The sequence below is a fragment of the Pseudomonas spartinae genome, from assembly GCF_965197125.1.
Classification (GTDB): Bacteria; Pseudomonadota; Gammaproteobacteria; order Pseudomonadales; family Pseudomonadaceae; genus Aquipseudomonas; species Aquipseudomonas composti_A.
In genome coordinates this window covers 21,652-40,338 of record NZ_CBDAMB010000008.1, presented here as the reverse complement: position 1 = coordinate 40,338, position 18,687 = coordinate 21,652, and the positions used below count along the sequence as shown (strand labels likewise).

Sequence of the window (18,687 nt, the reverse complement as noted above, 5' to 3'; positions counted from 1 at the left end):
AAGCATGCGTTCGACCATTCGAGTCGGCATCACCCTGGCCATGGTGGCGGCGGCGATCTTCGCCGGCTCCTGGATCTGGCAGCACTACATGTACTCGCCCTGGACGCGAGATGCCCGCGTGCGCGCCGACGTGGTGACCATCGCCCCGGACGTGTCCGGCTGGGTGGTCGAGCTCAAGGTGCGCGACAACCAGCAGGTCAAGGCGGGCGATCTGCTAATGAGCATCGACCGCGAGCGTTACCAGGCCGCGGTAGAGAAGGCCAAGGCGGTGGTGGACATTCGCCGCCAGCAACTGAGCCTGCGCGAACACGAGGCCTCGCGGCGCTCGCGCCTGGGCGCCCAGGCGATCAGCGCCGAACTGTTGGAGAACGCACAGATCAATGCCGAGATGGCGCGCAGCGAATACCACGAAGCGCAGGCCGACCTGCGTATGGCCGAGCTGAATCTGGCGCGCAGCGAAGTGCATGCCCCGCGCGATGGACAAGTCACCAACCTGGTGCTGGCGCAGGGCAACTACGTCAAGGCCGGGCAGGCCGTGATGGCGCTGGTCGATACCCAGTCGTTCTACGTGCAGGCGTATTTCGAGGAGACCAAGCTGCCGCGCATTCAGGTCGGTGCGCCCGTGCAGGTATGGCTGATGGGTGGGGATCAGCAGCTTCGTGGCGAGGTGGCGAGCATCAGTCGCGGTATCACCGACCGCAACGCCAGCCCGGACGGGCAACTGCTGGCCGATGTCGAACCGACCTTCAACTGGGTGCGCCTGGCGCAGCGCATTCCGGTGCGTATCAAGCTCGATGAGGTGCCCGAAAGCCTGGTGCTGAGCGCTGGCATGACCGCCAGCGTGCGGGTGGAGTAGGGCGCTTTCGCAGTTGTAGGAGCGGTCAAGGGTAATCGCGGCTGAAGCCGCTCCCACGGCCGCTGTTCGCATGAGGATTATCGTGTTTGCTCTTCTGCCGTTTGTGGGGGATCAAACTGGGCGATGTGCCCAAGGGATGGCTTGAGCGACGCATGGCCCCAGCATGCGGAAGAAGTAGGGTGTGTAGGAGTGGCTTTAGCCGCGCCCTTGACAGGTTATCGCGGCTGAAGCCCCTCCCACATTTGAGCGTCAGGCGCGCTCGATCTGCGCCGGTGTGCGGCGCATCAGTACCTTGCCGTGGCGCACCGATACCAGCGCATGGCCCTGGCTGCGTACCATCTCGTAGTCGTCCGGCGCCGAGAGGATCAGCAGGTTGGCCGGGCGACCCACTTCCAGACCGTACCTTTCACCCAGGTTCAGCGCGCGCGCCGAGTTGTCGGTGATCAGGTCCAGGCTGCGCTTGAGGTCTTCGTAGCCGAGCATGTGGCAGATGTGCAAACCCGCCTCGAGGATGCGCAGGATGTTGCCGTTGCCCAGCGGATACCAGGGGTCGACGATGGAGTCCTGGCCGAAGCAGACGTTCATCCCGGCGCGGTCGATCTCCGCCACGCGGGTCAGGCCACGGCGTTTCGGGTAGGTGTCGAAGCGGCCCTGCAGGTGGATGCTTTCGGTGGGGCAGGAGATGAAGCTGATGCCGCTCATCTTCAGCAGGCGGAACAGCTTGGAGCAGTAAGCGTTGTCATAGGAGCCCATGGCCGTGGTGTGGCTGGCGGTAACCCGCGCGCCCATGCCGCGTGCGCGGGCTTCTTCTGCCAGCACTTCGAGAAAGCGCGACTGCGGGTCGTCGGTCTCGTCGCAATGCACGTCCACCAGGCAGCCTGTGCGCTCGGCCAGGTCCATGAGGAACTTGATCGACGACACGCCCTGGTCACGGGTGTTCTCGAAGTGCGGGATGCCGCCGACCACGTCGGCGCCCAGCTCGATGGCTTGTTCCATCAACACGCGACCGTTGGCGTAGGACTCGATGCCCTCCTGCGGGAAGGCGACGATCTGCAGGTCGATCAGATGACGAGTTTCCTCGCGCACTTCGAGCATGGCCTTGAGGGCGGCCAGGGTCGGGTCGGTGACGTCGACGTGGGTGCGCACGTGCTGGATGCCGTGGTCGACCAGCATGTCGATGGTCTTCCTGGCGCGGGTCTTGGTGTCTTCATGGGTGACCAGCGCCTTGCGCTCGGCCCAGCGTTCGATGCCCTCGAACAACGTGCCACTCATGTTCCAGGCCGGCTCACCGGCGGTAAGGGTGGCGTCGAGGTGGATATGCGGCTCGACGAAGGGCGGCACGACGAGATTGCCAGCGGCGTCGAGATCGTCCGCGGCTGGGGTAGCACTGGCGGTCTGGGCGTCGATTGCAGCGATCTGGTCGCCGTTCAGGGTGATGCGATAAAGGCCGTCGCGGCCACGCAGGCGGGCATTGTGGATGATCATCGGGGTTCCTCTCAGGCAGGCGACGACAGGCGCCGGATCAACAGCGCAACGCTGATGTTCAGGCGGTCGTGCGGATCGTCGAACGAGCAACCGGTCAGCGCTTCGATGCGCTGTAGACGGTAGCTCAGGGTATTGCGGTGAACGTTCAGGCGTTGCGCGGCGAGGGCCAAGTTGCCGTTCTCGGCGAACCAGGCTTCCAGTGTCGGCATCAGCACCGGCTGGTGGCGCGAGTCGTCGCCGATCAGTGGGCCGACCACGCGCTCGACGAAGCGGTCGAGCAAACTGCGATCGCGGATCGCGCCGAGCAGTTCCAACACGCCCAATTCGTTGAAACTGCACAGGCCCAGGCGCTCGGGAAAGCGCTGCGCCACGGCCAGCGCCTGGCGCGCCTCACCCAGGCCCTGGGCGAAGCGCGGCGCCTCGCAACCGGCGCTGCCCAGACCGAGAAACAGCCGTAGCGGGCCAAGCTGTGGGCGTAGCTCGTCGAGCAGTGCGGTCATGGCCTGGCGGTTGCGCGCTTCAGTGTGGGCATCGGGGCAGGGCAGCAGGGCGATCCAGTGGCGGCCCTGGCTGACCAGCGGCAGCGCGTCACCAAGCTCGCCGAGGCTCTGCTCCAGGCGCCGTTGCAGCAGTTGCTGGCGGCTCTGCAGCTGGCGCTCGGCGTCTTCGCCGGGCAGGTCGCCGAACAGTTGCTCGCTGCCGTCGAGACGCAGCAGCGCCACCTGGCGCGGCAGGTGCAGCGCCAGGCCAAGGCTGTCGCCGCGCTGCAACAACACATCGAGTGATTGGTAATCGCCGTCGAGCACCTGTTCCAGCACGTGCTGGCGCGAGCGGCCGAGCTGCTGCGCATGGACCAGCGCGGTGCCGATGGCCTGGGTCACCACCACCATCTTCAGCGCGTAGGGCTGCTCGATCAGCGGCAGATTCAGGCGCTCGGCTTCGGCGATGACGCTGGGCGGTATGGCCTGGATGAATTCGGCGCCGGTGAGGATGACCATACCGGCGACCACACGCTCATGGCCCTCACGCACCAGGCGCAGCAGGTTGGCCTCGTCGCGTGGGTGGTTGATGCCAGTGACGAAAATCAGCTCGCCACCCATCACCCAGTCGGCGATACCCTCGTTCTCGGCCACGTACGGCCAGCGCACGGCATTGTCGCGCCCGACCTGGCCAGCACGCAGTTGCATGCTGGCCAGATCGGGCAGGGCGAGTACATCGGCGACGGTCAGGCTCACGCGCCAGCGACCTGCTGGCGGCCGGCCAGCGCCTTGTTCGCCTCGAACAGCACGACGTAGGCCACAGCCGCCACGGCGATGCCCACCAGCGGCGCGACCCAGGGCGAGAAGTAGGCGCTCAGCGCACCAATCAGGTAGGCACCCAGGCCGACCCAGTTGAACGCTGGCAGGCGCACATCGGCCAGTTTCGGGTAGCGTGCACGGTGGCCGTAGAAGAAGTCGGCCATGATCACGCCGCCAATCGGCGGGATGATCGAGCCGAGCAGGATCAGGAAGGGAATCAGCATCTCGTACATGCCGCCAATGGCCAGCAGCGTGCCGATGCCGGCGCCGACCAGGGTCACGGTCTTGCGCTTGCCGGTGCGCAGCAGGTTGCAGCCGGCCGCGGCGAAGTTGTAGATGGTGTTGTCCTGAGTGGTCCACAGGTTGAGAAAAAGCATGACCACGGCAGCCATGGACAGCCCCTGCAGCACCAGCACTTCGACCACGTCCGGTTGCTGGTAGACGATGGCGCCGTAGGCGCCGGCAATGATCATCAGGCCGTTGCCGATAAAGAAGCCGAACAGGCTGGCCAGCACCGCGATGCGGCCGCTCTTGGCGAAACGGGTCCAGTTGGTGGCCTGGGTGGCGCCACTGACGAAGGTGCCGAACACCAGGGTGATGGCCACGCTCAGGCTCATGCTCTCATTGGGTTCGACCGCCAGCAGGCCGGTCAGGCCGCCGACATCACGGGTGGCGATCCACAGTGAGGCCACCAACAGCACCAGCATGGCCGGCACAGCGACGCGCGAGAGCAGGTCCAGGCCCTTGTAGCCGACGAAGGCGGTCAGGCAGAAACCGAAGCCGAACAGCACCATCAGCGGGATGGTCAGGCCTTCGGGCAGGCCAAGGATCTTCACCAGCACGATGGCGATGGTCGCCGTGCCCCAGGCGTACCAGCCGATCTGGGTGAAGCCGAGCAGCATGTCGGACAGCTTGCTGCCCACTTCGCCGAAGCAGAAGCGCCCCATCAGCACAGAGTTCAGGCCGCTGCGGCAGGCGATGAAACCCAGTACCGCGGCGTACAGGCCGAGCAGCAGGTTACCGATCACCGCTGCCCAGAGCAGGGTGGTGAAGTCGAAGGCCATGCCGATCTTGCCACCCGCGAACATGGTGGCAGTGAAGAAGGTGAAACCGAACAGCAGGATGGCGGTGGAGAACAGCCCCTTGCGCGCGCCGTTGGGCACCTCGCTCAGGGGGTAATCGCTATCGGGGGTGGCGTTGCTCATGGACCTGGCTCCGAGAAGGGGGTGAAGCCTTGGCGATAGCAGGGGGCGTGCCAGAAATCAGCGCAGCGGCTGGCTTGGCAAGGTGGTCAAAGAGGTTTGTGCGAAGTGCACAAAGAAACGCACTTATGTAGCGCCAGGTCGCTCAAGGTTTGTGAGTGTAGAACAAAAGTGGTGCGCGACGCTGCGGTCGCGCACCAGCTTGCAGCGGATTTTGGTTGGCTGTAGGCGCTGCACCAACTTGAACGCTGTGCCGGCCTAACCTGACACCTTGAACCGAAAAAGTCTGAACACCCTGCTGGTGAAATTGATACACCTAGGGCTGCACTTGAAAATCAAAAAGCAACTCTAGACATATATCTCAGCAAGATCCGCCAGTAAGACGTTAGGGTGATTTCTAAACTACGCCGAGGACTTTCTGGAATGATAGAGCCATCATCAAGTTGTTGTGGACATTACATTACCCGGCATGGCTCCACAGCTCAGGGCAAGCTATGGAGCTGAATCGAAATATTTAATCCATGCATTCAGAAGGGGCGCTAACAAGCTCAATAATTGTTGCAGCAATCAAGTCTTCACGAGTGGACACTTCAAACTCTTCAGACTGCATGTTCGATATCGCCGCACAGGAATACCTTTTTTTCACCCAACTAAACAGAAGTGCGTCCGCATCAGACTTCGAAACATCTACCACTTTGGCTGGTTGGTTTTGATCTTCATATACGGCAGACCAGCTCGACTTTACATCACTTCTTTTGGTTAGCCATAATTTGCCAGGGTCAACAAGTAAACATATCGATGTAGTACCGCCATCGGAAAGCGCTTGAATATCGCACACTTCAAAAGCACCTTTTTTCTCCGTGAGCGCATCAACTTGATCGGAAACATCAAGACCTCCAGCAAAGCAAAACGGGGCTATCAGTGTAGGAAATAAGTACTTAATAATTCTCATAGCTACCTCTTCGGTTCAAAGTTATTCATTACACCTGGAGAACTTGGTCGCCCTAACCAGTCGACATTTCTAGGTCCGACCGAGCCGTCCAAGTTGAAATAATAGAATGTACTTGGCGCAGAAACTGTTCCGCCTAATATGTTTGCCAAATCTTGCGCTATGGGGGCTAACCCTGCACCTGTATTACAGGATCTTAGCTCAATAGGCATATTAGGACTGTACTGCCCACTTAATCTAATTCTCTCTGCAAGCTGCTCTGCACTAAGAGAGTTTCTGCTGCCGTTACTATCATCATGAACCTGCAATTCATTACCGTGGGCGTAAACGATCAACGTGCCTGACTTATCGGCATCATTTCTATATGCATTATTGATAACGTAGTCTTTTTTGGGATTTGCAAGGTTTAGCTTTTCAAGCCCATAAAAATCTATATTCGCAACCGGGTTACCCTCAACGTATCCAAAAGTGTTTAACCCCACTGCCAACCCAATTGGATCGCTTTCGACGTACCGCCCCGTCTCGGGGTCGTAATCGCGGAAGTAGTTGTAGTGCAGAGCGCTGTGGGCGTCGTACAACTGGCCAGGGAAGCGCAGCGGGATGTCGGTTTGCACACCGTCGCCGTCCACGTCCTGGTTCGGAGCGCCGACGCCGAAGGCGTCGCTGTTCCAGCTCCACAGCAGTTGCTGGTTCTGGTTGGAGGCCAGGCGTGGAGTGTTGAGGTGGTCGGCGTGCAGGTAGATGACTTGGGTGCTGGCGATGCCGGTGCCGTCGTTGGCGTAGGTCACTTGGATCTGCGCCAGCGGTGTTTGCTCCAGCCACACCCAGTAATAGCCGAGCTTGGCTTTGCCCGTATGGGTGTATTGCAGTTGCCCGAGCAGGCGCCCGTCCGGGCTGTAGAGGTAGGTGTAGGGGTAGATCACACCGACGCCCTGTACGTCTTTGACCGTGCGTTGGCCGAGGGCGTTGTAGCGGTAGCTGGCCTTGAGTACGCCAGCGGCGTCGCTGACGCTGCTCAGGCGGCCTTGTTCGTCGTAGTTGTAACGACGATTCTGGCTGTATCGGGTGTAGTTGCCGGTGGCATCGACTTCGACGTCGTAGGTGCTGTGGCGTTTGCTCAGGCGGTTGCTGTTGGCTTGGTAGATCAGGGTCTGTTTGGCGGTCTGCGTTTCCTGGCCGTCGTTCAGGCTGTAGCTGATACGCGCGGTGCGATTGCCGACGGTGTCGTAGTCGTAGGTCTTCTTTTCGGTCGCCTGTTGTTCGAGGGTCAGACGGTCGAGGGCGTCGTAGTCGTATTGCAGCGAGCCCCAAAGGCTGTGGGCCAGTTCGATGATATTGCCGTTGGCATCATGATCGTAATCGCTCTGCCAGGCGCCTACCTGCTGTTGCCGCAGGCGGTAGTCCTTGTCGTACTGGCGGTTGAGGTTGATGCCATTGCCCCAGGTCAGGCTGTTTAGCGGGCCGAACGGTAAATACCTGATCTGGCTGGCCAAGGCGATGGGGACGTTGCCGCCGATTTGCAGAGCGATATCGCTGACCTGGCCGGCGGCGTTGCGTGTGTAGCTGACGCGCAAGCTGGCCGGATAGTCGATACGGGTCAGTTGGTTGGCGCCGTCATAGGCATAACCGACACGGTCGTACTGATCCTGTCCCAGCACGACCACTGAGCGGATCTGTTCGACCAGATTTCCGCGCGCATCGTAGTGATAACCCAGTATTCCGCTGGCATCCTGCACGGCGGTCAGACGGCCGATACCGTGATTGCCGTCGGCGGTCATGTCGTAGTGGTACTGCACGTTAAGTGCTGGGTTGGCCGGGTATTGCCGGCCGGTCAGGCGGTTCAGGGCGTCGTAGCTGTAGGTGGTGACCACACCACGGGCATCGGTTTTGCGGATGACGTTACCGGCAGCGTCGTGGGCGTAGGTGGTGGTGCCGCTGTCCGGGCTGATCTGTTTGATCAGGTTACCAAGGCCGTCGTATTGGTACTGGGTGGTTACACCACGCGGGTCCTGCACCTGGGTGAGGTTGTCTTGGGCGTCGTAGGCCAGGGCAGTGACGCCATTGAGCGGGTCGGTATTGGAGACCAGGCGGTCCAACGCATCGTAGGCCTGGGTGTGGCTGTGTTGCTTGGGGTTGGTACTTTGCGTTGGGTTGTCGTTGAGGTCATAGCCGTACTGGCTGGTCTGGCCGGCGGCACCGATGGAGCGCAACAGGCGGCCGAGTTCGTCATACACCCAGGTTTGCTGCTGGGTCAGGTTGCTGGAGGCATCCTTGAGTCGCTGGGCGGTGCGGTTGCCCATCGGGTCGTAGTCGTACTCGACCGACTCGCCCAGGTTGTTGGTGATCTTGGTCAGGCGCCGGGCACCGCTCCACGTGTACTGCAGCCAGCTTCCGTCACCACGGGTGACTTTGGTGATCTGGCCAATGGCGTCGTGCTCGAAGCTGGTGGTGCTGCCGGCCGTTGTGACCGAGGCCAGCCAGCCCTGCGGGGTGTAGGTGAGGCTGGTGGTGACGCCATTGGCGTCGCTCAGGCCCAGCGGGTTGCCATAACTGTCGAAGTTAGACAGCTGAGTGATATGGCCGAGGGCATTAGTGACCGTTGTCAAGTTGCCATGGGCGTCATATCTGTAAGCGGTGACATCCTGCACATCTGTGCGTGGGCCATCTGCTGTTTCAATCAGGCCAAGGCTGTTGTAGGTGTAGCTCCAGTTGCGTTCAGTTGCCTGAACTGACTGCAGCCCCAGAGCAGCAGCCAACGCAAGGCTGAGCAGGCTTGCGCGATGCATTGTATTCATGGGTCAGTTCCTTCTGATTCAGAGCCCAGTAATAGTCTTGCTAAGTTGATTTCCTTGGCTGTCGTACTCGATACTCACAATACGATCTGGCTCTGTGACTGTGATTGGCAGGTAAAGCGTAGGGTGCCACTCAGTCGTAACGGTGCGTGCTTGGGGCGTACCGCTTGCCTCAGTACGCGAAATTTCTAAACCGCGATCGTTGTAGTCGTACGTTGTGATGTGGCCCTTGTTATCGGTCCGGGTCTTGATCTGGCCACGATTGTCGTAGGTAAACGTAGAGTTGCTGTTGGGACAGTTGGCCGAGGCCTCGCCTTCCAAAGTAGTAATACGTTTGGCGCCAGAAACCGATTGGAAGGTGTAGGTCGCCTTTTTGCCCAGGGGATTAGTAACGGTCGTTTTGCCGTTACTGTTGTAAGTGAACAGGTACTTCTCTACGCCACCGTTTAGCTCATTGCTGATTACGCGGCCGCGGGTGTCATAGGCCCACGTAACGTAGCGAACACCGCGTTCGTCCGTGATGCCGGTCAGCCATCCTCCTTCACGGGTGTTCTCGTAGTGATAGATCCGCGTCAGGCTCTGCCCATTTTGAGTGCGGGTCATACCGGTCACACGACCCGAAGTGTTGTAGGCGTAGGTCACTTGTAGTGCATTGGCTGTAAGCGAGGTGATGCGTTTTGCCGTGTTGAGAGTCAGCGTAATGGAGCGCCCTAGGTTGTCGGTGATGAGCGTTTGGTCAGGGCTGTACGTGAGCGTCTCATAGGTGCCGTTTGAGTGGTCAATGCGTTTGAGCTGGCCTGCCGGGTTGAAGAGCAGGCGCTCATTGTGAGGGCTGTGATAAAGCCAGCCAGTTGCGGTCTCTTCTAGATACCCCAGCTCTAAAGGAGAGGCCGTGACGGTTTGCCCTGAGCGCGTAAACATGCTCTCGCTGCCGTCGGCTTTAACAAGCAGTGCTTTAGATGGCGAAAGTTTTAGGTGAGCCGAATACGTATGGCTCCAACTGGCAATTTGGCTGTTGTAGTAACGAGCAAACTGCAACTGGCTGCCCGGCAAGCCAAGGTAGTCGAGTTCTACTTGATAACTGTTGCCATTAGAAATATTGACAGGATCACCTTGCAAAAAGCCGGGCGCACCAGGGGAAGTGTTTGATTGAGCTGAACAGGCTGCTGGAGTATCTGGATTGCCTAGGTCCGGGACTTCAGGGCACATGAGTTCGATAGGGGCGTCGAAGAATATGGGTTCTTCAAAAACGTTGTAATGTGTTTGGTTGAAACCACGGTAGTCGTTAGCCGCTACGCCACCAACAATGCCTTTGTAGTTATCATGTAAAATGATTAAATGGGTAATGCATTTGTTCGTGAAAAACCGCCTCATGTTCGGGTTTGCCGTTTTCGATGAGGCCAGCAAGTCTTCTGGTTTAAACCAGCCACTGGTTCCATTCCACTTGATTACTTTACCGCCCGAGCATTGTAAAAGTGCTATGTCATAGAGGTAATCTCCAGAGCCGTTGGGCGGGGATACAGCAAGGTATTCCGTACCGAAATAGCTAGTACCTGTTGTGGTACAGGATGCTGCAGCATGCGAGGATTGTTGGAAGAGAACAGAAGTGGCAATAGCTAGGGCGAGGCTCGCCCCAGAAAAATAACGATCCATGTTAGGAGTCCTGCTGGTGAGGTGACCCGTATGCTAAAGCCTTACCCAGCTTCGGCGTTGTCAAAGGTCACACTTTGAGCAGGGATATCGAAGAATAGGCATTGTCGAGTTGTTTTTGAGCGCACCTGTCCTAGCCGCTTGTAGGGCTGACGGTAGTCGCTCTAGGCTTTGTACGAAAAGTACTGTCGTAGGCACAGCAGCGTGCAAGCCAGAGTGACCATGGCGGCAAAACTTCTTGCCAGCTTGTCGTAGCGAGTGCCAATTCTGCGATTCTCCTTCAGCCAGCCGAACATTCGCTCGATGATGTTCCGTTGCCGGTATTTCGGGCGATCGAACAATCGAGGCAGCCCCGGCTTGGGCTTACGCTTCATGGTTCGCTGCGGAATCACAGGCTGCGTCCGGTAACGATCACAGTACTGGCGCAAGTGCTCGACATCGTAGCCTTTGTCTGCAAGCAATCAGTGGCAGCGCTTGCGAGGCCGACCTTGTTTGCCGGGGATGCGAATCTGATCCAAGAGTGCTTGAGCATTCGAGATGTCGCTGGCCTGACCCGGCGCCAGAAGAGGCTCCGGTTGCTCGTACCACCGTGGAGTCGATCATTCCAGGTATCCAGATCGATCAGCCCTTCCTGATTCACGCGAATGTGCAAACGCTCAAGCACCTGGTCGAACGTGCCGTCGTCTCCAGTCACGAAAGCGTTGATATGGGCCGAAGCGCTCCGACAGATCGCGCCAGGCAGCACCGGAGCACAAGATCCAGAAGATGCCGTTGAGCATCAGTCGATCATCACTGCGAGGTCGCCCCATTTTCTGTTCGGGGGAAACCAAATCGGCGATCAGCTCCCAAGCGGCATCTGGGAGTTCCTAGCGCTTTGCTATACGGGCCTCCGGCCTGTCATGGCGCCGATTTTAACCGTTCGGGATTTTCGTACAGAATCCAGGGTAGCAATTTTTTGCTTTATTCGACTTGATTGCTTTGCACACTGTGTGCAGTCCTTAGCGTTGACTTCGTCCATGAGCGGGAATATGGCATGCAATGCATGCCATATGATTTTGGTATGTTTCATGTCGAAATCATATGTAACCAGCTCTTATGTGTTGACGGTGACTTGCGGCATCGGCGGCATGGTCACGGTCTGCTCGGCGCTCGGGGCGAGTACTTCGGCTTCGCCGTCGACCACTTGCTTGCCGTCCTGGTTGAACACGCGGGTGGCGATGCGCACGCGGTTCTTCGGCAGCTTTTCCAGCACTTCCAGCTTCACGGTCAGGGTGTCGCCGAGCTTCACCGGGCGGGTGAACTTGAGCTGTTGGCCGAGGTAGATGGTGCCCGGGCCAGGCAGGCGGCAGGCGATGGCGGCGCTGATCAGGGCGCCGGTGAACATGCCGTGGGCGATACGCTCCTTGAACATGGTCTCGGCAGCGAAGGCCGCGTCCAGATGCACCGGGTTGTTGTCGCCGGATACGGCGGCGAACAGCTGTACATCGCGCTCTTCAACGGTCTTCTCGAAGGCCGCTTGCTGGCCGACGCTGAGAGCGTCGTAAGGGATATTGGTGACCTGACTCATGAGGGCTCCTTGATGGGGTGTCGACTGTGGCGCAGTGCCTGTTGCAACCACTCGATCAGTTGGGCGGTGACCTCGTCGCGATTGCTCTCGTTGAGCAGCTCGTGGCGGGCCTCGGGATAAAGCTTCAGTTGCACGTCGTTTACGCCGGCCTCACGCAGAGTGCCAGCCAGATGCTTCAGGCGTTTGCCTTGACTGATGGGATCACTCTCGCCGCCGATCACCAGCAGCGGCAGGTCGGCATCGATCTGCGCCAGGTTCTCCACCGGCGTGATCTGCTGCAGGCCTTCGAACAGGTCGCACCACAACTGTGTGGTGCAGACGAAGCCGCACAGGGGATCGGTCACGTACTTGTCCACTTCCGCCGGGTCGCGGCTGAGCCAGTCGAAGGCCGTGCGGTTGGGCTTGAAGGCCTTGTTGAACGAGCCGAAGGAGAGGTAGTCGATGACCTTGCTGCGACCCTTCGGTCCCAGGCGCCAGCGCTCGAATCCGGCAATCAGCCTGGCGGCCTTGTACAGCGCCACCGGCTGGTAGTTGGAGCCGGAGAGCACGGCGCCCTGCAGGCTGCAGCTGTGACCCAGCAGATAGGCCATGCCGATGTAGCTGCCCATGCTGTGGCCGAGCAGGAAGATCGGCGTTTGCGGGTGCTGCTGGCGAATGTGATGGTTGAGAGTCGATAGATCGCCCACCACTTTGTTCCAGCCATCTTCGTCAGCGTAGTGCCCCAGGGTGCCACGTTCGGCGGTGAGCCCATGGCCGCGCTGGTCCAGTGCGTAGAGTGCGAAACCCGCTGCTACCAGAGCTTCGCCCAGGCGTGCGTAGCGCAGGCTGTGCTCGGCCATGCCGTGGGAGAGCATGACCATGGCCCGTGGCGGCGCTTCGCCGTACCAGTGGTTGACGTGCAGCGGCAGGCCGTCGCTGGCATTGAGAACGAAGGTGTCGTGGCGCATGGCGAATCCTTGTGCCGGAGATTGCAACATTGTGCACCTTGGTCGCCAGCAGGCATAGCACCCCCGGTTTCCCCGAAGTGGTAAAGATCGGTTACGAATCACTGCATTTAATGCGAAATTCAGCCCATCAATGACGCCTTCGAGCTATTTGCGGCTCGGCTCTAAGCTGCTACTTTCCGGGCAGTCAGATCACTTCAGGGGAAGAGGACAAGAACAATGCAACCTGATTTCTGGAACGACAAACGCGCCCCTGGCGTGCCCAACGATATTGACTTGTCCAGCTACAAGTCGGTGATCGAAGTCTTCGAGCGCTCGTGCAAGCGTTTTGCCGATCGCCCGGCCTTCAGCAATCTCGGCGTCACGCTGACCTATGCCGAACTGGACCGCCTCTCCGCGGCTTTCGCCGCCTACCTGCAGAAGCACACCGACCTGAAACCGGGCGACCGTATCGCGGTACAGATGCCCAACGTGCTGCAGTATCCGGTCGCGGTATTCGGTGCCATGCGTGCCGGGCTGATCGTGGTCAACACCAACCCGCTGTACACCGCCCGGGAGATGCGCCACCAGTTCAAGGATGCCGGCGTGCGTGCGCTGGTGTACCTGAACATGTTCGGCAAGCTGGTGCAGGAAGTGCTGCCGGATACCGAGATCGACTACCTGATCGAAGCCAAGATGGGTGACCTGCTGCCGAGCCTCAAGGGCTGGCTGGTCAACACCGTGGTGAAGAAGGTCAAGAAGATGGTGCCCGACTACCATCTGCCTCAGGCCCTTGCCTTCAAGCAGGTACTCAAGCAGGGCCAGGGCCAGGCGCTGGCACCAGTCAAGGCCAGCCATGATGACATCGCCGTGCTGCAGTACACCGGCGGCACCACCGGTGTGGCCAAGGGCGCCATGCTCACCCACGGCAACCTGGTGGCCAACATGCTGCAGGTCGATGCCTGCCTGTCGCAGCTCGGCCCGGATGGCACGCCGCTGATGAAGCCGAGCCAGGAGATCATGATCGCGCCGCTGCCGCTGTACCACATCTATGCCTTCACCGCGAACTGCATGTGCATGATGGTCAACGGCAACCACAACGTGCTGATCACCAATCCGCGCGACATCCCCGGTTTCGTCAAGGAACTGGGCAAGTGGCAGTTCACTGCACTGCTGGGCCTGAACACCCTGTTCGTCGCGCTGATGGACCACCCCGAGTTCAAGAACCTGGACTTCTCCCACCTCAAGGTCACCAACTCCGGCGGTACCGCATTGGTCAAGGCCACCGCCGAGCGCTGGCAGCAGATGACCGGCTGCACCGTGGTGGAAGGCTATGGCCTGACCGAGACCTCGCCGGTGGCCAGTACCAACCCCTACGGCGACAAGGCGCGCCTGGGCACTGTCGGCATACCCGTGCCGGGCACGGCCTTCAAGGTGATCGATGACGACGGCAACGAGCTGCCGACCGGCGAGCGCGGCGAGCTGTGCATCAAGGGGCCGCAGGTAATGAAAGGCTACTGGCAGCGCGAGGAAGCGACCGCCGAAGTGCTCGACGCCGACGGTTGGTTCAAGACCGGTGACATCGCCGTGATCGACCCGGACGGTTACGTGCGTATCGTCGACCGCAAGAAGGACATGATCATCGTCTCCGGCTTCAACGTGTATCCCAACGAGATCGAGGACGTGGTCATGGCCCATCCCAAGGTGGCCAGTTGCGCGGCCATCGGCGTGCCAGACGAGAAGTCCGGAGAAGTGGTCAAGCTGTTCGTGGTGCCGCGCGACGGCGGTGTGACCGTGGAAGAGCTCAAGGCTTACTGCAAGGAAAACTTCACCGGCTACAAGGTGCCCAAGCACATCGTGTTCAAGGAGTCACTGCCGATGACGCCGGTCGGCAAGATCCTGCGTCGCGAGCTGCGCGACATCGCCTGACCCAAAGCCCCTCCCCATTGCCGGGGGGAGGGGCTTTCCCGCCTCAACTGCCATCGCGCAGTCCAATTGTTGTGATTTCGTAACCACCTCTGCCTGTTTCGGGCATTCCAGCACTGCAGCCGTCATCGATTCACGCTAGGCTCCCTGGGTTGTAATGTTCGAGCTAGAGGCTTTTCGATTCATCGCGAAAGAAAATCAGGGTCGTGACTTTTATTCTGTTTATAGTCATTTTTGCGACTCTGCTGGCCATGTTTGGTGCTGGTGAGCATCTGGCAAAGCTGCTACTCTCGGCGCGCTTCCAGGCCGTGGGCCAGCGGGAAAGCGAGCTATACACACAACAAACAACCGCCAACGCGCGGTGAAGATCAGCTGTTGCTTAGGAGTGGGCTTCCATGACCGAAAACTTCTGGAAGGACAAGTATCCCGTTGGGGTTGCTGCCGAAATCAATCCCGATCAGTACCCGAACATCCTCGCGGTACTGAAAGAGTCCTGCCAACGCTTCGCCGACAAGCCTGCTTTCAGCAACCTGGGCAAGACGCTCACCTACGGCGAGATGTACAAGCTCTCCGGGGACTTCGCCGCCTACCTGCAAAAGCACACCGATCTCAAGCCCGGCGACCGCATCGCCGTGCAACTGCCCAACGTGTTGCAATACCCCATCGTGGTCTTCGGTGCCATGCGCGCCGGCCTGGTGGTGGTCAACACCAACCCGCTGTACACCGCGCGGGAAATGGAGCACCAGTTCAACGATTCCGGCGCCAGGGCGCTGATCTGCCTGGCCAACATGGCTCATCTGGCCGAGCAGGTGATTCCCAAGACCGGCGTGAAGACGGTGATCGTCACCGAAGTCGGCGACATGCTGCCGACCTTCAAGCGCCTGCTGGTCAACTTCGTGATCAAGCACGTGAAGAAAATGGTGCCGGCCTATCACCTGCCGCAGGCGGTGAAGCTCAACGATGCCCTGGCCAAGGGCCGTGGCCAGAGTTTCACCGAGGCCAATCCGAGCAATGGCGATGTCGCCGTGCTGCAGTACACCGGCGGTACTACCGGCGTGGCCAAGGGCGCCATGCTCACCCATCGCAACCTGGTGGCCAACATGCTGCAGGTCCGGGAGCTGATGGGCGCCAACCTCGATGAAGGATGCGAGGTGCTGATCGCACCGCTGCCGCTGTATCACATCTATGCCTTCACCTTTCACTGCATGGCGATGATGCTGATTGGCGGGCACAACATCCTGTTGACCAACCCGCGTGACTTGCCTTCGGTGGTCAAGGACCTGGCCAAGTACCGCTTCACCGGTTTCGTCGGTCTCAACACCCTGTTCGTCGCCCTGTGCAACAACGAGGACTTCCGCAAGCTGGACTTCTCCAGCCTGAAGCTCACCGTCTCCGGCGGTATGGCCCTGCAACTGGCCACCGCCGAGCGCTGGAAGGACGTCACCGGATGCGCCATCTGCGAAGGCTTCGGCATGACCGAGACCAGCCCGGTGGCCACGGTCAACCCGTTCAGCGCCATCCAGCTCGGCACCATCGGCATTCCGGTGCCCTCGACCCTGTGCCGCGTCATCAACGACGACGGCCAGCAACTGGCCATTGGCGAGATCGGCGAGCTATGCGTGAAGGGGCCGCAGGTGATGAAGGGCTACTGGCAGCGCCAGGAAGCCACCGATGAAATCCTCGATGCCGACGGCTGGCTGAAGACCGGTGACATCGGCCTGATTCAGGAAGACGGCTACCTGCGTATCGTCGACCGCAAGAAGGACATGATTCTGGTGTCCGGCTTCAACGTCTACCCGAACGAACTGGAAGACGTGCTGGCGACCCTGCCGGGCGTGCTGCAGTGCGCCGCCATCGGTGTGCCGGACGAGAAGTCCGGCGAGGCGATCAAGGTCTTCATCGTGGTCAAACCGGGCGAAAGCCTGACCAAGGAGCAGGTGATGGAGCACATGCGCGCCAACCTCACCGGCTACAAGGTGCCCAAGGCCGTCGAGTTCCGCGACGTGCTGCCGACCACCAACGTCGGCAAGATCCTGCGCCGCGAACTGCGCGACGAAGAGCTGAAGAAGCTGGGCAAGAAGTGATTCGCGCTCGCTGATACGAAGAACCCGCCACGGCGGGTTTTTTGTTGCCTGGCTGCCCGGGTGCCGGCTTTTCATGACTTCAAAGATCGCCTAGTTACCGCCATTGATCATGAACAGTTGTCATGTGAGTAGATGGTGGGTATTCATTTCTCTGATAAATGAAACTGGTCATACCAGTTTTTGCTTGCCTCTGTTCTTTTGACGTCACCATCTTGGCAAGATACTCGCTCAATAACATCAAAACGCCGGTAAAGGTGTACTGCCAATGATCTTCTCTCTGCGTCTGCGCTCCAAAGTGCTGTTGCTGGCTTTGGGGCCTATCTGCCTGTTGACCCTGTTGCTCAGCACCATCGCATTCGTCGTTCTCGGTAATCTCGCCGATCACCAGGAGCAGCAGACCCGCGCCAAGCTGGTGGCGGACCGCAAGGCGGAGATCAAGCAATACGTGGAGCTGGCGGCTAACGCGATTGCCCCGATCTACCAGGCCTCAGGCGACGGCGACATGGACGCGCGGGCCCAGGCCGTCGCGGTGCTCAAGCGCCTGGCCTACGGTGCGGATGGCTATTTCTGGGGTTATGACAGCAACATTCGTCGAGTCCTGCAGGGCAATACCAACGACCGTATCGGCGAGGACTTCAGCAGCTTCCGCGACCCCAATGGTGTCTATGCCATTCGTGAGTTGGTGCGGGCAGGCATGGATAGCAGCCATTACGTCGACTACAGCTTCGTGCTGGGCGATGGCAAGGTGCTGGTGCCCAAGGTTGGCTACTCGCAGTACCTGCCCAAGTGGAAGATGGTCTTCGGTACCTCGGTCAATCTCGACGGGGTGGAGCGTGACGTACAGGCTGCGCGTGCGCAGTTCCAGCACAGCGTCGACCGCCTGCTGATGGTCATGGCCGGCTCCGCGATTGGCCTGCTGCTGGTGCTGGCCCTGTTGTCCCTGCCGCTGGCGGCATCGATCACCAAGCCGGTGCAGTTGATCAAGAGCAAGCTCGATGACATGGCCGCCGGAGAGGGTGATCTGACCCAGCGCCTGCCGGTCACCAGTCAGGACGAACTGGGCGAGCTGGCGACCTCCTTCAACGCCTTCGTCGCCAAGATTCATGCACTGGTGCAGCAGGTGTCGGTGACCACCGACCAGCTCTTCGGTCTGGTCGGCGGCGTATCCAGCCAGGCCCAGCGCTCGGAACAGGCCATGGCCGGGCAACGCCACGAGACTGACCAGGTCGCCACCGCCATCAACGAAATGTCTGCCGCCGCTCATGAAGTGGCGCAGAGCGCCCAGCGCGCCGCCGAGGCTGCACGCGAGACCGATCAGCAGGGGCAGGATGCCAAGCGGGTGGTCGATGGCAGCATCGCGCACATTCACGATCTGGTTGGTGAGGTGCGTAGCAGCAGTGAATCGCTGGACAGTCTGCGCCGCGACGTACAGGGCATCGTCAGCGTGCTGGAGGTGATTCGTGCGATTGCCGACCAGACCAATCTGCTGGCCCTCAACGCCGCCATCGAGGCCGCGCGGGCGGGCGAGGCAGGGCGTGGTTTTGCCGTGGTCGCCGATGAGGTGCGCGCCCTGGCCAGTCGTACCCAGCAGAGCACGGGCGAGATCCAGAGCATGATCGACCGCCTGCAGAATGCGACGGGCGAGGCGGTGGCGGCGATGCAGCGCGCCAGCCAGATGGGCGACAGCACCCGCGAACAGGCCAGCCACGCGGGCGAGGCGCTGGACAGCATCGCGGTACTGATCGGCACCATCAACTCGATGAACGCGCAGATCGCCAGTGCCGCCGAGGAGCAGACGGCAGTGGCCGAAGAGATCAACCGCAGCGTGCACCAGATCGCCGTCGCGGTGGACGAAGTCGCCAGTGACGCCACGCAGGGCGCGCAGGCCGCTCGCGATCTCGACGGCCTGGGCGGGCGCCTGCAGGGCCTGGTCGGCCAGTTCCGCGTCTGAGTTT

13 protein-coding genes and 2 pseudogenes are annotated in these 18,687 nt (G+C 60.2%); 6 read left to right on the top strand and 9 right to left on the bottom strand.

Annotated elements, in window-relative coordinates; genetic code table 11:
- Positions 1 to 4: 4 nt before the first annotated feature.
- Positions 5 to 856 carry an efflux RND transporter periplasmic adaptor subunit gene (locus ACN8M7_RS17370; RefSeq protein WP_490261591.1) on the top strand — a complete coding sequence of 284 codons (852 nt, stop codon included), beginning with the start codon at positions 5 to 7 and terminating at the stop codon, positions 854 to 856.
- A gap of 249 nt (positions 857 to 1,105) precedes the next feature.
- On the opposite strand, the gene codA is transcribed toward ACN8M7_RS17370, so the two are convergent.
- From codA to ACN8M7_RS17325, 9 genes and pseudogenes are all read right to left on the bottom strand, one after another.
- On the bottom strand, positions 1,106 to 2,341 hold the full coding sequence (gene codA, locus ACN8M7_RS17365; RefSeq protein WP_490261590.1) for a cytosine deaminase: 1,236 nt from the start codon (positions 2,339 to 2,341) through the stop codon (positions 1,106 to 1,108).
- 11 nt (positions 2,342 to 2,352) lie between these two features.
- On the bottom strand, positions 2,353 to 3,576 hold the full coding sequence (locus ACN8M7_RS17360; RefSeq protein ID WP_490261589.1) for a PucR family transcriptional regulator: 1,224 nt from the start codon (positions 3,574 to 3,576) through the stop codon (positions 2,353 to 2,355).
- Positions 3,573 to 4,844, bottom strand: coding sequence for a cytosine permease (gene codB / locus ACN8M7_RS17355; RefSeq protein ID WP_490261588.1), 1,272 nt, complete (start codon positions 4,842 to 4,844; stop codon positions 3,573 to 3,575). Before codB ends, ACN8M7_RS17360 begins: the two co-directional genes overlap by 4 nt.
- 511 nt (positions 4,845 to 5,355) lie before the next feature.
- Positions 5,356 to 5,793, bottom strand: coding sequence for a hypothetical protein (locus ACN8M7_RS17350; RefSeq protein WP_490261587.1), 438 nt, complete (start codon positions 5,791 to 5,793; stop codon positions 5,356 to 5,358).
- Between the two features lie 2 nt (positions 5,794 to 5,795).
- The gene (locus ACN8M7_RS17345) at positions 5,796 to 8,585 is read right to left on the bottom strand and encodes a DUF8616 domain-containing protein (protein WP_490261586.1); all 2,790 of its coding nucleotides are present in this window, start codon (positions 8,583 to 8,585) and stop codon (positions 5,796 to 5,798) included.
- An 18-nt stretch (positions 8,586 to 8,603) separates the two neighbouring features.
- Positions 8,604 to 10,235, bottom strand: coding sequence for a DUF6531 domain-containing protein (locus ACN8M7_RS17340; protein WP_490261585.1), 1,632 nt, complete (start codon positions 10,233 to 10,235; stop codon positions 8,604 to 8,606).
- A gap of 161 nt (positions 10,236 to 10,396) precedes the next feature.
- Positions 10,397 to 11,098: pseudogene (locus tag ACN8M7_RS17335) on the bottom strand (IS5 family transposase); the annotation flags it as partial.
- Between the two features lie 227 nt (positions 11,099 to 11,325).
- Complete coding sequence (locus tag ACN8M7_RS17330) at positions 11,326 to 11,799, bottom strand: MaoC family dehydratase (protein ID WP_490261584.1); 474 nt, start codon at positions 11,797 to 11,799, stop codon at positions 11,326 to 11,328.
- Entirely contained in the window at positions 11,796 to 12,746 is a 951-nt protein-coding gene (locus ACN8M7_RS17325) for an alpha/beta hydrolase (protein WP_490261583.1), read from the bottom strand. The genes ACN8M7_RS17330 and ACN8M7_RS17325 overlap by 4 nt, the downstream gene beginning before the upstream one ends.
- A 216-nt stretch (positions 12,747 to 12,962) precedes the next feature.
- Between ACN8M7_RS17325 and fadD2 the strand changes: the two genes are divergently transcribed.
- The 5 genes and pseudogenes from fadD2 to ACN8M7_RS17300 all read left to right on the top strand — a co-directional run bounded on the left by fadD2 (position 12,963) and on the right by ACN8M7_RS17300 (position 18,683).
- Complete coding sequence (gene fadD2, locus ACN8M7_RS17320) at positions 12,963 to 14,651, top strand: long-chain-fatty-acid--CoA ligase FadD2 (RefSeq protein WP_490261582.1); 1,689 nt, start codon at positions 12,963 to 12,965, stop codon at positions 14,649 to 14,651.
- A gap of 203 nt (positions 14,652 to 14,854) precedes the next feature.
- On the top strand, positions 14,855 to 15,013 hold the full coding sequence (locus ACN8M7_RS17315; RefSeq protein WP_490261581.1) for a hypothetical protein: 159 nt from the start codon (positions 14,855 to 14,857) through the stop codon (positions 15,011 to 15,013).
- A 30-nt stretch (positions 15,014 to 15,043) separates the two neighbouring features.
- Positions 15,044 to 16,732, top strand: coding sequence for a long-chain-fatty-acid--CoA ligase FadD1 (fadD1, locus tag ACN8M7_RS17310; RefSeq protein ID WP_061243208.1), 1,689 nt, complete (start codon positions 15,044 to 15,046; stop codon positions 16,730 to 16,732).
- Between the two features lie 265 nt (positions 16,733 to 16,997).
- Positions 16,998 to 17,519: pseudogene (locus ACN8M7_RS17305) on the top strand (cache domain-containing protein); the annotation flags it as partial.
- A gap of 6 nt (positions 17,520 to 17,525) precedes the next feature.
- Positions 17,526 to 18,683 (top strand): methyl-accepting chemotaxis protein, encoded by a 1,158-nt coding sequence (locus ACN8M7_RS17300; protein WP_490261736.1) that lies wholly within the window; start codon positions 17,526 to 17,528, stop codon positions 18,681 to 18,683.
- The last annotated feature ends 4 nt before the right edge of the window (positions 18,684 to 18,687 follow it).

Bases quoted from the DNA above. Each gene is read 5' to 3' on its own strand.
- ACN8M7_RS17370 (WP_490261591.1), top strand. From the start codon at position 5: ATGCGTTCGACCATTCGAGTCGGCATCACCCTGGCCATGGTGGCGGCG.
- codA (WP_490261590.1), bottom strand. From the start codon at position 2,341: ATGATCATCCACAATGCCCGCCTGCGTGGCCGCGACGGCCTTTATCGC.
- codB (WP_490261588.1), bottom strand. From the start codon at position 4,844: ATGAGCAACGCCACCCCCGATAGCGATTACCCCCTGAGCGAGGTGCCC.
- ACN8M7_RS17350 (WP_490261587.1), bottom strand. From the start codon at position 5,793: ATGAGAATTATTAAGTACTTATTTCCTACACTGATAGCCCCGTTTTGC.
- ACN8M7_RS17345 (WP_490261586.1), bottom strand. From the start codon at position 8,585: ATGAATACAATGCATCGCGCAAGCCTGCTCAGCCTTGCGTTGGCTGCT.
- ACN8M7_RS17340 (WP_490261585.1), bottom strand. From the start codon at position 10,235: ATGGATCGTTATTTTTCTGGGGCGAGCCTCGCCCTAGCTATTGCCACT.
- ACN8M7_RS17330 (WP_490261584.1), bottom strand. From the start codon at position 11,799: ATGAGTCAGGTCACCAATATCCCTTACGACGCTCTCAGCGTCGGCCAG.
- ACN8M7_RS17325 (WP_490261583.1), bottom strand. From the start codon at position 12,746: ATGCGCCACGACACCTTCGTTCTCAATGCCAGCGACGGCCTGCCGCTG.
- fadD2 (WP_490261582.1), top strand. From the start codon at position 12,963: ATGCAACCTGATTTCTGGAACGACAAACGCGCCCCTGGCGTGCCCAAC.
- fadD1 (WP_061243208.1), top strand. From the start codon at position 15,044: ATGACCGAAAACTTCTGGAAGGACAAGTATCCCGTTGGGGTTGCTGCC.
- ACN8M7_RS17300 (WP_490261736.1), top strand. From the start codon at position 17,526: ATGGTCTTCGGTACCTCGGTCAATCTCGACGGGGTGGAGCGTGACGTA.